Source organism: Pseudomonas rustica, assembly GCF_018336155.1.
In the GTDB taxonomy this organism is placed as follows: Bacteria; Pseudomonadota; Gammaproteobacteria; order Pseudomonadales; family Pseudomonadaceae; genus Aquipseudomonas; species Aquipseudomonas rustica.
The window spans coordinates 359,776-373,557 of record NZ_JAGYHF010000006.1 but is presented as its reverse complement, the minus strand read 5'-3'; the positions used below and the strand labels follow the sequence as shown (position 1 = coordinate 373,557).

Here is a 13,782-nt window from a genome sequence, read left to right as displayed (position 1 = left end):
CAGTCGTAAATCCAGCCATGAAGACTGCCTGACACAACGAGGTGTATGGTCTTGGGGCTGCTTCGCAACCCAACGGGGATAAATCCCCTCGCCACAGGGTTACAGGGGACTTCAAAAACATGAACAAAACCGTCGCCATCGTGGTGTTCGCAGGTGTGCAGTCACTCGACGTCACCGGCCCCATGGATGTGTTCGCCGAGGCCAACCGCTTCCTCGCGCCGGAAGATCACTATCGGCTGGAAGTGATCGGCCTGGAAAAAACACCGATGGCCTGTTCCAACGGCTTGATCCTCAACGCCCATCGCCATTTCAGCGAAGCGCTGGACGCCTACGACCTGCTGCTGGTCGCCGGCGGGCCGCAACTGCCGTTCATGGATTTCGGTGCGACGTTCGACACCTGGCTGCGTGAGGCCTGCGCCCGCGCTCAGCGTTTCGGCTCGATCTGCAACGGCGCCTTCATGCTCGCGCGCGCCGGGTTGCTGGAAGGGCGCACGGTGACCACGCACTGGAACGATGCCGAGGCTTTGGTGCAGTTGTGTCCATCGACGCAGGTTGACGCGGATCGTTTGTACGTCGAGGACCGCACGCTCTACACCTCGGCCGGGGTGACGGCGGGGATTGATCTGTCGCTGTATTTACTGGCGCGTGATCACGGTGCTGAAGTGGCGCTCAGTGTGGCGAAGCGGCTGGTGGTGTTCACTCAGCGCTCGGGCGGGCAGTCGCAGTTCAGCCCGTTCCTCACGCCGCATGCGGAGCCGACGTCGGCGGTGGCGATGGTGCAGTTGTATGTGCTGGCCAATCTGACGGGTGATCTGACCATTGCCGATCTGGCCAACGCGGCGAACATGAGCGCGCGTAATTTCTCGCGGGTGTTTGCCCGGGAAGCGAAGGTGACGCCGGCGGAGTTTGTCGAGCGGGCGCGGGTGGATGCGGCGCGGGTGATGCTGGAGAGCACGACGGCGCCGCTGAAGACGGTGGCGTATCAGTGCGGGTTTCGCGATGCGCAGCATATGCGCGGGGTGTTTAACCGCAGGTTGGGCGTGACGCCGCAGCAGTTTCGGCTGAATTTTGCGGTGATGGTTTGACCCTCACCCCAGCCCTCTCCCAGAGGGAGAGGGGGCCGATTCGGGGATATTGGGGAGATACGCCGACGTGATGTTGCTGTATCGAATCCATAATCGACTCGATCTCTCAAGTCGGTGCATAGCGAAAGACACCTCGGTCAGTCCCCTCTCCCTCCGGGAGAGGGCTAGGGTGAGGGGCTTTTAAGGTTTCGCCCGCATCGGCAACAGCTTCAACGTGCTATGCGTATTCGCCGTCACCTCTTCCTCACTGAAGTGCGCCTGCACATAAATCCCATCAACATATGCCTCAGCCTGATCGTCATAGTGGCTATCAAACGGCACACCACTCTGCCCAACCGGGTTAATCGTCAGCCCATGCGCCGGATCCGCAAAATCCACCAAGCGCCGCGTCGACGGCCCATACGTCACTGGCCACGGCGCCGGGCCGATCTTCGCCGAAAGATTGTTTGGCACCTCATGACTGCCCGGCGCCGCAAACGGCCCGACGTTGAAAATCCGATCCAGCGGCTTCTGCTGCCCCAATGGATGGCCATGCGTGAGCGTATGCGCCGCGCCCCATTTCCAAGCCGCCACATCGTCGCCAAGCGTCAGCTTCAGGTGCGCCATGCTCGCAGCCCACGCCGTGCGCACAACATCAGCGCGAGTCTCTTTGGCCGGCGTGTTGCGGTTATCCCACCACGGTGAATCAGCGTTCGCCGCCAGTCGTGGCAGCGCCGAATCGATCACTCGCGTCGACAACAGCGTGTCGAAAAACTCATTGCCCAATTCATCACGCATCGCCGCATCGGCGAGGTCGTAGAGGAACTGGCTAAACACCGTCGCACTCACCGAATCCAGCGGATAGTCACCGGGCCACTGCGCCAGTTGCTCGACCAGTTTCAGCTGCGCTGGATCGCTCACCACTTCACGCAGCACCGGCAGCAAAGGCGCCAACACGCGCGGGCCGTAACCGGTCGCGGTGCCGAGTTGCAGCTTCTGGTTGGCCTCGTTCGTCCACTTGATGTTCTTGTCGCTGAGCTGACGATTGAGCTGTTGGCCGCGATCGGCGAGGTTGTAGTAACCGGGAATCTCCATGCCGGTCGGCGACAGCGGCTGGAAGTTGGCCGAGACGATGTAACCGCGCGCCGGGTTTTCTTCCTGCGGGTTGGCGCTGAACGGGTAGTAACCGTCCTTGTCCGCCTGATTGCTGCTGCCGTCGAGAATGAATTCCGGCCTTACCCCGGCCGGGCGCTTGGGCAGCAACGCCGACGCCCAACAGGCGATATCACCCTTGGCGTTGGCGTAAACCAGGTTCAGCCCCGGCGCCTGCACTTTCGCCGCAGCCGCGCGGGCCTTGGCCAACGTGTCGGCACGGTTGAGCTGATAGAAACCTTCGAGAATCGGATTCGGTGTTTCGAGGAACGCCCACCACATCGCGATCGGCGTCCTGCCCGCTGCGGTGCCGAGTGCGTCGTTGACGATCGGGCCGTGGGGCGATTGGCGCAGGGTGAGGGTCACCGGCGATTGGCCCTTCACATTGATCTGCTGTTCGCTGACGACCATGTCCGTCCACTGGCCGCGATACCAGACCTGATTGGCATTGTCCGGATTGACCTTCTCGGCGATCAGATCCAGATCGTCATTCTGGAACATGGTCAGGCTCCAGCCGAAATCGAGGTTGTGCCCCAGAAACGCAAACGGCACCAGCGCCTGATGATGGCCGTACAGCTCAAAACCCGGCGCCGACAATTGCGCCTCGTACCACACCGACGGCACCGAGAAACGAATGTGCGGGTCTCCGGCCAGCAGCGGTTTGCCGCTCTGGCTGCGGCTGCCGGCAATCACCCAGGCGTTGCTGCCTTCGAACTGCGGCAAGCCGTTGTCGATCAGTGCTTGTTCGCTGAGACGGGCGAGGGCTTTGAGGTCTTTCCAGTCGCCAGCCGCGAGAGCCGGCGTCGATGTGCTGTGGCCTTTGGCGAGCACGCCTTTGGGCTGCCAGTCGAGATCGAAGACGTTGAGGTAATCAGCGCCGAGTTGATCGCGCACATAGGTCAGCAGCGGCTCGGTGCGAAACGCGGCGGCAAAGCTGTAAGCCATGTAACCGGCGACGCTGATGCTGTCCTCAGCAGTGAACGGCCGTTTCGGGATGCCCAGCACGTCGAACTCGATCGGCGCGGCGTGGGTGTCCTGATACTGGTTGATGCCATCCAGATAGGCTTGCAGGGCCTTCCACGACGGCGACTGTTTATCGAGGCTGGCGACATAACTGGCAGCGCGCTCACGGATGCGCAGGCTGCGGAACAGCTTGTCGGTGTCGAGCAGTTTTGGCCCGAGCACCTCGGCCAGTTCACCACGGGCGAGGCGGCGCATGGCTTCCATCTGGAACAGACGATCCTGCGCATGCACATAACCGAGGGCGCGGTAGAGGTCGGTTTCATTTTCGGCGCGGATGTGCGGCACGCCGCGCTCGTCGTAGCGCACGGTCACCGAACCCTGCAGGTTGCGCAGTTCGACCTGACCCTGTCGCGTCGGTTGTTTGCTGTAGACATACCAGCCGGCGCCGGCGAGCAGAACAACGATGAGCAGGGCCAGTACGGTGAACACGCGCTTCATGGTGACTCCTTGTGCTTGCGGGATTGCCGCCCGTCGGGCTGCAAACAATTAGCACAGTCCATCTGTGCCGTGCAGTGTTGTCCTCGAAAAGTCCGGAATGCCTTACTGCGCTTCCACCGGCCACGGGCAATAACAGCCGACCGCCAAAGTGTGCGTGGCATTCACCGGGCGATCGTCGGTCAGCGCGTTGAGGATTGGTTCGATAAAACTGTTGCTGGAGTTGCAGGTCAGGCCTTCGCTGTACGGGCCGAAATACGCCAGTTTGCCGCTGCGATCCCAGATCGCCACGGCCGGGCTGGCGGGCACCTGCTCGGAGCCGGGCAAGATCGTGAGGGTTTTCAAGCTGCTGAGCGTGGCGGGCAACTGGCCGTGGCTGCCGGCTCTTTGCACGGCAAAGAACTCGACGCCCTTGGCGCTGAATTGCTCGACCATCTCGGTCAGGTGCTGTTGATTGCCGACGTTGCACGGGCAGGCCGGATCCCAGAAATGCACCAGACGAATCGGCCCGGGCCCGGCGAGATCAGCGGGCAGGCGCAGCGGATCACCGGAAAACACCGCGGTGTGTTCGCTGAACGCGCGCAGGTAACGACCCTGAAACCAGTCGTACGCCGCCCACAGCACCCCGGCACAAATAAGCGCGAGCAGGCTGGCAAACAGTGCGGTGCGGTAGGGCGAACGCATGGTTTTCGATCCCAAAGAGGTGGGCTAGCTTGCCATGCTTGCCCCGACAGATGAATATCGCAGGCCGATAAAGTCTGTTTACCGTTTTGGAATCTTTGCATGCCTGCCACTTTCGACCCCGATCAAATACGCGCCAGCCTCAAGCCGTTGGCTGAGTGGCAGCCGTTGTCGGATGAGGCCAAGGCGTATCAGCGCTTCTATCAGACTGACTTTCCCGAGCGCGATTTGTGGTGTGGGATGGGCCGTTTCGAAGTCGATGGCTACGAACTGGTCAGCCATTGCTGGTGGCCGGAGAAGGTCAAGGCGACGCTGTTTCTGCTGCACGGTTTTTACGATCACGTCGGGCTCTATCGACATGTGATCGAGTGGGCGCTGGATCAGGATTTTGCCGTGATCGCCTGCGACTTGCCGGGCCATGGTCTGTCGAGCGGGCCGCGCGCGAGCATTCGCGACTTCTCCGAATATCAGGACACCCTGCAAGCGTTGTTCGCCGAAGCGCGTTCGATTGCACTGCCTGAGCCGTGGCATTTGTGCGGGCAGAGTACCGGCGGCGCGATTGTGGTTGATCATTTGCTCAACCATGGCGAGAGCAGTCCGGCGCAGGGCCAGGTGATTTTATTGTCGCCGCTGGTGCGACCTCGGGCGTGGGGTTGGTCGCAGCTGAGTTATTACGTGTTGAGGCCGTTTGTTCGAGGCATCGCGCGGCGTTTCAGCGAGAACTCGAATGACCCGGATTTTCTGCCGTTTCTGCTGAAAGATCCGTTGCAGCCAAAACGCTTGCCGACGGCGTGGGTCGGGGCGTTGTCACGCTGGATTGTGCGCGTTGAACACGCGAAAAAAAGTCCGCGACGGCCGCTGATCATTCAGGGGCAGGCGGACATGACAGTGGACTGGCAGCACAATTTGCAGGTGTTGAAGTGGAAGTTTGATCGGCCGCAGATTCTGCTGTTGGCGGAGGCGCGGCATCATCTGGCGAATGAGACGGTGGAGATGCGAGAGGAGTATTTCGAGTTTCTGAGCAAGCGGATCAGGGGGCGGAATCTTTAGCGTCTGGGAGGGCCTCTTCGCGAGCAAGCTCAGCTCCTACAAGGGGAGCGTAATCCCGTAGGAGCAAAGCTTGCTCGCGATGGCGGTCTATCTGGCGAAGAAGATCACTGCCCAACCGCCAACCCCGCCCGAATCGCCGCCAGCGCCGCCTGATAATAAGCCTTGCCCTCAGCCGATTCGGCAAACGTCGCAAACTCTTCCAGCTCTTCATCCGACAGATCGCGATAAACGTAAAGCAACGTGTTGTTCATGTCCGCGCCAATCTGATCCATCAGGCGCTGACGCTGACCGTTCAACATGCTCTGCGCCTGACCACCGCCGAGCAATCCCGGAATCATCGAACTCAAACTGTCTGCCGCGACGCCGGCAATCGCCAGGCTCACTTCGGCGCCCGCTTCACGCGCGGGCAATGCTTGAGCGAGGTGGCCGATGATCAGCAGACGGCTGTCGCTGACCTGCATCTTCGGCAGACCCTTGGCGTTTTTCGCCAGTTGATCGCGGCGGGTCGCGAGCAATTCAGCGGCGACGATTTTTTTGCCCAATGGCGATTGAAAGAAGGTCAGCGCCGGTTTCGGGTCGGCGAGGTTCTGCCGCAGTTGCGCTTCGGCGCGTTGATCCACGGCTTGCGGGGCGAAGCGCTGGTTGCTGTTGTTCAGCAGCGCTTGAAACACGGCGGGCGGCAGGCTGTTTTGATAGCGCTGCTGGGCGGCCGCCAGGGCGTCGTTGAAATGCGCGCGTTGTTCTGGCCAGCCGGCGACCTTGTACAGCTGATCGTGGCCGTCCGCCCAAGCGGGCAAAACACAGAACATCAACAGTGAAAAAAGCAAACGGCGCATAGGGACTCCTGTCAGCAGCGGACTATTCTCCGTGCGGTGCCGGTACTTGTCGAGAATTCGTATCAAGCCGCTGCGTGGCTCTGTCGGATTTTTCGCCGGCGGCATACTATGCGCGCCATGCAAATATCCTCTGAACACCCGCTGCTGTTACGCATTGTCGACGACCTGGCCGATCACGGCTGGTCGCAGCAGAACATTTTCCTGCCCGCCGGTTTGACCCGCGAGTTGGCGGCCGAGTGCCGTAAACGCGAGGCCGAAGGTGAACTGGCGCCGGCAGCGGTTGGCCGTGGGCCGTTTTCAGAGATTCGCGAGGGGATTCGTGGCGACCATATCCAGTGGATCGACCCGGGTCAGGCCGAGTCCAGTGACCGTTACCTGAATCTGATGGAGAGCCTGCGCGAGGCGCTCAATCGTGGCTTGTTCCTCGGCCTTGAAGATTTTGAATGCCATTTCGCCCTGTATCCGCCGGGCGCGTTTTATCGCCGGCACGTCGATCGTTTTCGCGATGACGACAAGCGCATGGTCTCGGTGGTGGTCTACCTCAATGACGCCTGGCTGCCGGAGGACGGTGGTCAGTTGCGCATGTACCTGAACGAGGATCGCGTGCACGACGTGCAGCCTACCGGCGGTTGTCTGGTGGTGTTTCTTTCTGGCGAAGTGCCGCACGAAGTGCTGCCGGCGAGCCGTGAGCGTTTGTCGCTGACCGGCTGGTTCCGCCGCCGTGGCAACGAGCCGTTCTGATGGAAAAGATTCTGGTCAGCCGCTGCCTGTTGGGTCATCGCGTGCGTTACGACGGTGGCGCGAGCGGGCCGTTTGATTTGCTCGAGCAGTGGATTGCCGAAGGGCGTGTGGTGCCGTTGTGTCCGGAAGTGGCGGGCGGTTTGCCGACGCCACGGGCGGCGGCGGAGATTCCCGGAGGGCAGGGCGCTGAGGTGCTGGATGGAACTGCTGCGGTGATCACCACCGAGGGCGAGGATGTCAGTGCGCAGTTTCTCGACGGTGCGCGGCAGGCGCTGGCGTTGGTGCAGAAACACGGCATCCGCGTGGCAGTGCTGAAAGCCAACAGTCCATCCTGTGGCAACCTGCTGACCTATGACGGGACTTTCAGTGGCGTGAAAGTCACTGGCGAAGGCGTGACGGCTGCACTGCTCAAGCGCCATGGTGTGCAGGTTTTCAGCGAACTCGAACTCCCGCAAGCCGCAGAAGCCCTGACCCAACTCGATCACCTGTAGGAGCTGCGGCACGCTGCGATCTTTTGATCTTTTTGATCTTTCGAATCAACATCAAAAGATCGCAGCGTGCCGCAGCTCCTACAGGTTTCACTTGGGTTCAGTGAGCCACTTCTCGGTCAGCGCCGCCAAGCGCCCATCCGCCCTGATCCGCTGCATCGCGCTCTCAAGGCTGGCGTGAAACGCCGGGTTTCCCTTCTGAAACGGAATCGCCAATTCCACCGGCGCGCTCGCCTTCGGTTTGGCATCCGTCAACGCCTGCACCAGCACCATCGGTTGCGGCTGTGCCGGCTCATCCTTCTTCGCCAGCATCTGCGCCTCGACCTTGCCATAAGGCTCTACGTCGAAACGATCCTTGAGTTCGGCGGTCAGTGCTATGTGGTTGAGCGCAACGTCGTATTTGCCGCTTTCAACGCCCTGGTACAGGTCGGCTTCGTCGGTGACGATGAAGTCGGCGCGCACATCCAGCTCGTTGGCGAGCATTTGCCCCAGCTCGACCTCGAACCCCGTGAGTTTGTCGCCATCGTCCTTGTAATTGAAGGGCGGTGTATTAGCCTCAAGGGCTATGCGCAGCTCACCGCGATCATTGACGTCATCTATAAGTTCGGCGTGAGCCAATGGGCTCAGAAGGGGTAGCAGGCAGATCAGGCCAGGCAGAAAACGCATGGTCACTCCTTTGAAATCATTATCGCGATGCTCTGATTCAGGCTCGCTTTGCTATGGTTGTCGAGTGCCTTCGACAACGAATGGTCATGAAGTTGTCATGACCGTGCGGATTTTACGGAAAAACTGGAGAAGAAAATGAAAAGCTTTATGTCACGTGCAGCATTGGCCGGTGTGCTGATGGGTGTTTCGGTGCTGGCCAGTGCTGCCACCCCTGCGCCAAAAGGTGCCGAAGTGTTCATCGTTTCTCCCGAGGACGGGGCCACGGTTTCCCAGCAGTTCAAGGTCAAGTTCGGCACCAAGGACGTCGCACTGGCACCGGCCGGTGACGTCACCGCCAACACCGGTCACCACCATCTGCTGATCGACGCCAAGGAAATCGTTCCGGCCGGCGCAGTGGTGCCGACTGACGCCAACCACATGCACTTCGGCAAGGCGCAGACCTTCGCTGAAATCAAACTGGCCCCGGGCAAGCACACCTTGCAACTGGAGCTGGGTGACAAGAACCACATGGCGTTCGACCCGCCAATCGTCTCGAAGAAAATCACCATTAACGTCGAATAAAAAAGGGAGCCCTTTCGGGGCTCCCTTTTTTTATCAGCGGCGAGTTGCGAGCTACGAGCTTCAAGCAAAAGCTAAGCGAACATCACTTGCTGCTTGTCGCTCGCGGCTTGTAGCTGTTCTTAGAAAAGAACGCGGCTACGGATAGTGCCGTTGATGTGCTGCAGCTTCTCTTGCGCCAGATCCGAGTACTCGGCGTCGACGTCGATCACCACGTAGCCAACCTTCTCGTTGGTCTGCAGGAACTGACCGGAGATGTTGATGCCGTTTTCGGCGAAGACCTTGTTGATCTCGCTCATCACACCCGGAATGTTCTCGTGGATGTGCAGCAGGCGGTGCTTGCCAGGGTGAGCCGGCAGGGCCACTTCCGGGAAGTTGACCGACGAAACCGAAGTACCGTTGTCGCTGTACTTGACCAGTTTTTCTGCCACTTCCAGACCGATGTTGGCTTGCGCTTCGGCGGTCGAACCACCGATGTGCGGGGTCAGAATCACGTTGTCGAGGCCACGCAGCGGGCTTTCGAACTCTTCGTCGTTGGAGCGTGGCTCCACCGGGAACACGTCGATGGCCGCGCCGATCAGGTGCTTGTCCTTGATCGCGTCCGCCAGGGCGTCCAGCTCGACCACGGTACCGCGAGCAGCGTTGATCAGGATGCCGCCCTTCTTGATGGCGCGGATTTCCTTCTCGCCGATCATCCACTGGGTCGCAGCGGTTTCCGGAACGTGCAGGGTGACGATGTCGGACATGCCCAGCAGCTCGGTCAGATTACCGACCTGAGTGGCGTTGCCCAGCGGCAGCTTGGTCACGGTGTCGTAGAAATACACCTGCATACCCAGACCTTCAGCCAGAACCGACAGCTGAGTACCGATCGAGCCGTAGCCGACGATGCCGAGTTTCTTGCCACGGATCTCGAAGGAGTTGGCTGCGGATTTGATCCAGCCGCCACGGTGGCAGGAAGCGTTTTTCTCCGGGATGCCGCGCAGCAGCAGGATCGCTTCGGCCAGCACCAGTTCCGCTACGGAGCGAGTGTTGGAGTACGGCGCGTTGAACACGGCGATACCGCGCTCACGGGCAGCACTCAGGTCAACCTGGTTGGTGCCGATGCAGAAACAGCCGACCGCTACCAGCTTCTTCGCGTGATCGAAGATCTCTTCGGTCAGTTGCGTGCGCGAACGAATGCCGATGAAGTGAGCGTCAGCAATCTTTTCCTTGAGCTGGGCTTCCGGCAGAGAACCGGTGAGGTACTCAATGCTGGTGTAGCCCGCCGCCTTGAGGACGTCGACAGCCGATTGGTGGACGCCTTCGAGAAGAAGGAACTTGATCTTGCTCTTATCGAGAGAAGTCTTGCTCATCTGCGTAAACCTGTATCCCGGAGAAAAATGGCAGGAAATGGTCAACAGACGCTGACCCGGACGACAAGAATGTCGTCTCCGCGGATCTGGCCTTAGGCACTGTCCTGCGGGGTCGATATGCTAGCATAGCCTCCCCGCTAAACACTCATTCCTGCGACGTGAAGCGTTCTCAGGATGACCATGAATTGTTCGAGAGTTCTGTCGATGACCAATCCTGCCCTGATTGATGAACTGAAGACCCTGGTTGAGCCTGGCAAAGTCCTCACCGACGCCGACTCCCTGAATGCGTACGGCAAGGATTGGACCAAGCACTTCGCCCCGGCGCCGAGCGCTATCGTGTTTCCCAAGACCATTGAACAGGTGCAGGCGGTTGTCCGTTGGGCCAATCAACACAAGGTCGCGCTGGTGCCATCGGGCGGGCGCACCGGGCTTTCCGCCGCTGCCGTGGCGGCGAATGGCGAAGTAGTCGTCTCGTTCGATTACATGAATCAGATTCTCGACGTGAACCTCACTGACCGCACCGCCGTTTGTCAGCCGGGCGTGGTCACCGAGCATTTGCAGAACGTCGCCGAAGAAAAAGGCCTGTACTACCCGGTCGACTTCGCCTCGGCAGGCTCCAGCCAGATTGGCGGCAACATCGGCACCAACGCCGGCGGGATCAAAGTGATTCGCTACGGTATGACCCGCAACTGGGTGGCTGGCATGAAAGTCGTCACCGGCAAGGGCGATGTGCTGGAACTGAACAAAGACCTGATCAAGAACGCCACCGGTTACGACCTGCGTCAGCTGTTCATCGGCGCTGAAGGCACGCTGGGTTTCGTCGTCGAAGCGACCATGCGCCTCGATCGTGCGCCGAAAAACCTCACCGCGATGGTGCTCGGCACCGCCGATTTCGACTCGATCATGCCGGTGCTGCACGCCTTCCAGGGCAAACTCGACCTGACCGCGTTCGAATTCTTCTCCGACAAAGCCCTGGCGAAAGTCATGGGTCGTGGCGACGTACCGGCGCCGTTTGAAACCGATTGCCCGTTCTACGCGTTGCTGGAATTCGAAGCGACCACCGAAGAAGTGGCCAACAGCGCACTGGAGACCTTCGAACATTGCGTCGAGCAGGGCTGGGTGCTGGACGGCGTCATGAGCCAGAGCGAAACCCAGCTGCAGAATCTGTGGAAGCTGCGCGAGTACATCTCCGAAACCATCTCGCACTGGACGCCGTACAAAAACGACATCTCGGTCACCGTGTCGAAAGTGCCGGCATTTCTGAAGGAAATCGACGCGATCGTCGGCGAACACTATCCAGACTTCGAAATTGTCTGGTTCGGCCACATCGGCGACGGCAACCTGCATTTGAACATCCTCAAGCCGGATAACCTCAGCAAGGATGAGTTCTTCGCCAAGTGCGCGACCGTCAACAAGTGGGTGTTCGAAACCGTCGAGAAGTACAACGGTTCGATCTCCGCCGAACACGGCGTCGGCATGACCAAACGTGATTATTTGACCTACAGCCGCTCGCCGGTTGAGATCGAGTACATGAAAGCGGTAAAAGCGGTGTTCGACCCGAACGGCATCATGAACCCGGGCAAGATCTTCGCGGTTTGATCTGTAATCTTTGATGAATCAATGAAGGCAGGAGTCGGTAAATGAGCTATCAGCACCAGTACGTCGACGGCACGCGCATCCACTTCCCGATCGGGAAAGTCGTGTGCATTGGCCGTAATTACGCCGAACACGCCAAAGAACTGGACAACCCGGTGCCTACCGAGCCGTTGCTGTTCATCAAGCCGGGCAGTTGCGTGGTTGAGCTGGAAGGCGGTTTCGCCATTCCGACCGAGCGCGGTTCGGTGCACTACGAAGCGGAAATCGCCGTGTTGATCGGCAAGCCGTTGTCGACCAAGCCGAGCCGTGAAGAAGTGCTGGATGCGATCTCCGGTTTCGCCCCGGCGCTGGATCTGACCCTGCGCGACAAGCAGGCCGAGCTGAAAGCCAAGGGCCTGCCGTGGGAAATCGCCAAGTCGTTCGACGGCGCGGCAGTGATTGCTCCGTTCGTGGTTGGCAGCACGTTTGCTGACCTGACCGACATCGGCATTCGCCTGACCATCAACGGCGAAGTCCGTCAGGACGGCAACAGCAGCGCGATGCTCAACCCGATCGTGCCGATGATCCAGCACATGGCCGGCTGCTTCTCGCTGCAGGCCGGTGACGTGATCCTCACTGGTACGCCAGTGGGCGTCGGCCCGCTGAATGTGGGCGACGACATCGTCCTGGAACTGGTGGGCGCGAGCAGCTTTAACAGCAGCGTTCGCTAACCCGCCATTTCCTGATGGTGTGAGCTTTTGTGGCGAGGGGATTTATCCCCGTTGGACTGCGCAGCAGGCCCAAGATCTTTGGGGCCGCTGCGCGACCCAACGGGGATAAATCCCCTCGCCACAGAGGCCTGGCCGGTATTTTTGTGTCTTGGCCCACAAACCCACACGGCAATCCCGCCATTTGCCGTTTTTTTCACATCCTGTCTGGATAATTCCGGAAAATCTGGCGTCTGAGCCGGCCTCTTTGTGCTATTACCCATAGCCTGAATTTTCGGAACGCGTCCCTCGATGTCATCTCAAACTCAGCTCAAATCCGCCCGCCGTCCACGTTTTGCCCTGCGTTGGTATACCTGGCTGGCGCTGGCCCTTGCCGCCGCCTATGGCCTGGCGTTCGCCATGCATTGGGATGACCGTGGCGTGCTGTGGGTGCTGGAGCGTTTCGAGAGCCCGACCGAGCAAAAGGAAAGCGTCTGGTTGCCGGACTACCACGCGGTGATCGATGCGAAGTTGCTGCCGGGCATGGAGAAAGACGAAGCCTCCGACCTGTCCTATAACCCGCAGACCAAAACCCTGTTTTCGGTAATGGGCAAAAATCCGTTCCTCGCCGAACTGAGCCTGCAAGGCGACGTGCTGCGCAAAATGCCGCTTAAGGGCTGGAGCAATCCGGAAGGCCTGACCGTGATGGAAAACGGCCTGATGGCCATCGTCGATGAGCGCGAGCACATACTCTCCATCGTCAAAGTCGACGCCGACACCCGCGAACTGAACATCGCCGACTTCCCCAAATACGACCTCGGCCCCTCGAAAGACCAGAACAAAGCCTTCGAAGCGATTGCCTGGGATCCGCGCAATCAGCAACTGTTGCTGGGCGAAGAACGGCCACCGGCGCTGTTCACCTGGAAAAGCGACGGCACCCAGACGCTGACGGGCGACAAGCAAAAACTCGCCAGCGATGAGCTGGACATCCGTAATCTCTCGGCGCTGGCGGTGGATCCGCGCACCGGCCACACACTGGTGCTGTCCGCTGATTCGCATCTATTGCTGGAGCTGGATGAGAAGGGCGATCAAGTCAGCTTCATGACCTTGCTCGGCGGCTTCAACGGCATCAAGAAAACCATCCCGCGCGCCGAAGGCGTGACCATGGACGAGGCGGGCACGCTGTACATGGTCAGTGAGCCGAACCTGTTCTACCGCTTCGAAAAACAGAAATAACAGCCTCCTCGAATCCTGTAGGAGCTGCCGAAGGTTCGGGCCGCGTTCGGACGATCTTTTGACTGTGGGACGCAGAGCATCCCCGGCTGCATTCCCACGCAGAGCGTGGGAACGATCAAATACAGGGTTGTCTTGTGGTTTGAGGCAAGTGGCCATTAAGCTTCAGTTCAGACGGGCGTGATATTTCATCCGCCTGTTTTGATTCCGAGCCCGCCCGA

13 protein-coding genes are annotated in these 13,782 nt (G+C 59.9%); 8 read left to right on the top strand and 5 right to left on the bottom strand.

The genetic code is table 11. The annotated features are described in order from the left end of the window. The first annotated feature begins 119 nt into the window (after positions 1-119). Entirely contained in the window at positions 120-1,085 is a 966-nt protein-coding gene (locus KFS80_RS14240) for a GlxA family transcriptional regulator (protein ID WP_212545118.1), read from the top strand. Between the two features lie 180 nt (positions 1,086-1,265). Here the strand turns inward: KFS80_RS14240 and KFS80_RS14235 are convergent, their stop codons facing one another. Together KFS80_RS14235 and KFS80_RS14230 are read right to left on the bottom strand one after the other, a co-directional pair. Continuing rightward, a complete protein-coding gene (locus KFS80_RS14235) occupies positions 1,266-3,677 on the bottom strand; it encodes a penicillin acylase family protein (RefSeq protein ID WP_212545117.1) in 2,412 nt (803 codons plus the stop codon). A 102-nt stretch (positions 3,678-3,779) separates the two neighbouring features. Next, entirely contained in the window at positions 3,780-4,358 is a 579-nt protein-coding gene (locus KFS80_RS14230) for a DUF6436 domain-containing protein (RefSeq protein WP_212545116.1), read from the bottom strand. Positions 4,359-4,457: 99 nt separating this feature from the next. Between KFS80_RS14230 and bipL the strand changes: the two genes are divergently transcribed. After that, a complete protein-coding gene (gene bipL / locus KFS80_RS14225) occupies positions 4,458-5,405 on the top strand; it encodes a phospholipase BipL (RefSeq protein ID WP_053124818.1) in 948 nt (315 codons plus the stop codon). A 104-nt stretch (positions 5,406-5,509) separates the two neighbouring features. Here the strand turns inward: bipL and KFS80_RS14220 are convergent, their stop codons facing one another. After that, positions 5,510-6,241 carry a DUF2059 domain-containing protein gene (locus KFS80_RS14220; protein ID WP_212545115.1) on the bottom strand — a complete coding sequence of 244 codons (732 nt, stop codon included), beginning with the start codon at positions 6,239-6,241 and terminating at the stop codon, positions 5,510-5,512. Between the two features lie 108 nt (positions 6,242-6,349). Between KFS80_RS14220 and KFS80_RS14215 the strand changes: the two genes are divergently transcribed. Continuing rightward, positions 6,350-6,982 carry a 2OG-Fe(II) oxygenase gene (locus KFS80_RS14215; RefSeq protein WP_212545114.1) on the top strand — a complete coding sequence of 211 codons (633 nt, stop codon included), beginning with the start codon at positions 6,350-6,352 and terminating at the stop codon, positions 6,980-6,982. Then, complete coding sequence (locus KFS80_RS14210) at positions 6,982-7,473, top strand: 2-thiouracil desulfurase family protein (protein ID WP_212545113.1); 492 nt, start codon at positions 6,982-6,984, stop codon at positions 7,471-7,473. Before KFS80_RS14215 ends, KFS80_RS14210 begins: the two co-directional genes overlap by 1 nt. Positions 7,474-7,560: 87 nt before the next feature. Here KFS80_RS14210 and KFS80_RS14205 read toward each other — a convergent pair whose 3' ends face one another. Then, complete coding sequence (locus KFS80_RS14205; RefSeq protein WP_212545112.1) at positions 7,561-8,136, bottom strand: transporter substrate-binding domain-containing protein; 576 nt, start codon at positions 8,134-8,136, stop codon at positions 7,561-7,563. 135 nt (positions 8,137-8,271) lie between these two features. Here KFS80_RS14205 and KFS80_RS14200 point away from each other — a divergent pair, with 135 nt between their 5' ends. Continuing rightward, a complete protein-coding gene (locus tag KFS80_RS14200; RefSeq protein ID WP_053124809.1) occupies positions 8,272-8,697 on the top strand; it encodes a DUF4399 domain-containing protein in 426 nt (141 codons plus the stop codon). Between the two features lie 119 nt (positions 8,698-8,816). On the opposite strand, the gene serA is transcribed toward KFS80_RS14200, so the two are convergent. Further along, positions 8,817-10,046 carry a phosphoglycerate dehydrogenase gene (serA, locus tag KFS80_RS14195; protein ID WP_053124806.1) on the bottom strand — a complete coding sequence of 410 codons (1,230 nt, stop codon included), beginning with the start codon at positions 10,044-10,046 and terminating at the stop codon, positions 8,817-8,819. A 204-nt stretch (positions 10,047-10,250) separates the two neighbouring features. Here serA and KFS80_RS14190 point away from each other — a divergent pair, with 204 nt between their 5' ends. The 3 genes from KFS80_RS14190 to KFS80_RS14180 all read left to right on the top strand — a co-directional run bounded on the left by KFS80_RS14190 (position 10,251) and on the right by KFS80_RS14180 (position 13,564). Beyond that, positions 10,251-11,645: an FAD-binding oxidoreductase gene (locus KFS80_RS14190; protein WP_053124803.1), complete on the top strand. Its 1,395-nt coding sequence runs from the start codon at positions 10,251-10,253 to the stop codon at positions 11,643-11,645. A 41-nt stretch (positions 11,646-11,686) separates the two neighbouring features. After that, positions 11,687-12,352, top strand: coding sequence for a fumarylacetoacetate hydrolase family protein (locus KFS80_RS14185; RefSeq protein WP_053124802.1), 666 nt, complete (start codon positions 11,687-11,689; stop codon positions 12,350-12,352). A gap of 288 nt (positions 12,353-12,640) precedes the next feature. Next, positions 12,641-13,564: an SdiA-regulated domain-containing protein gene (locus KFS80_RS14180; RefSeq protein ID WP_212545111.1), complete on the top strand. Its 924-nt coding sequence runs from the start codon at positions 12,641-12,643 to the stop codon at positions 13,562-13,564. Positions 13,565-13,782: the final 218 nt, after the last annotated feature.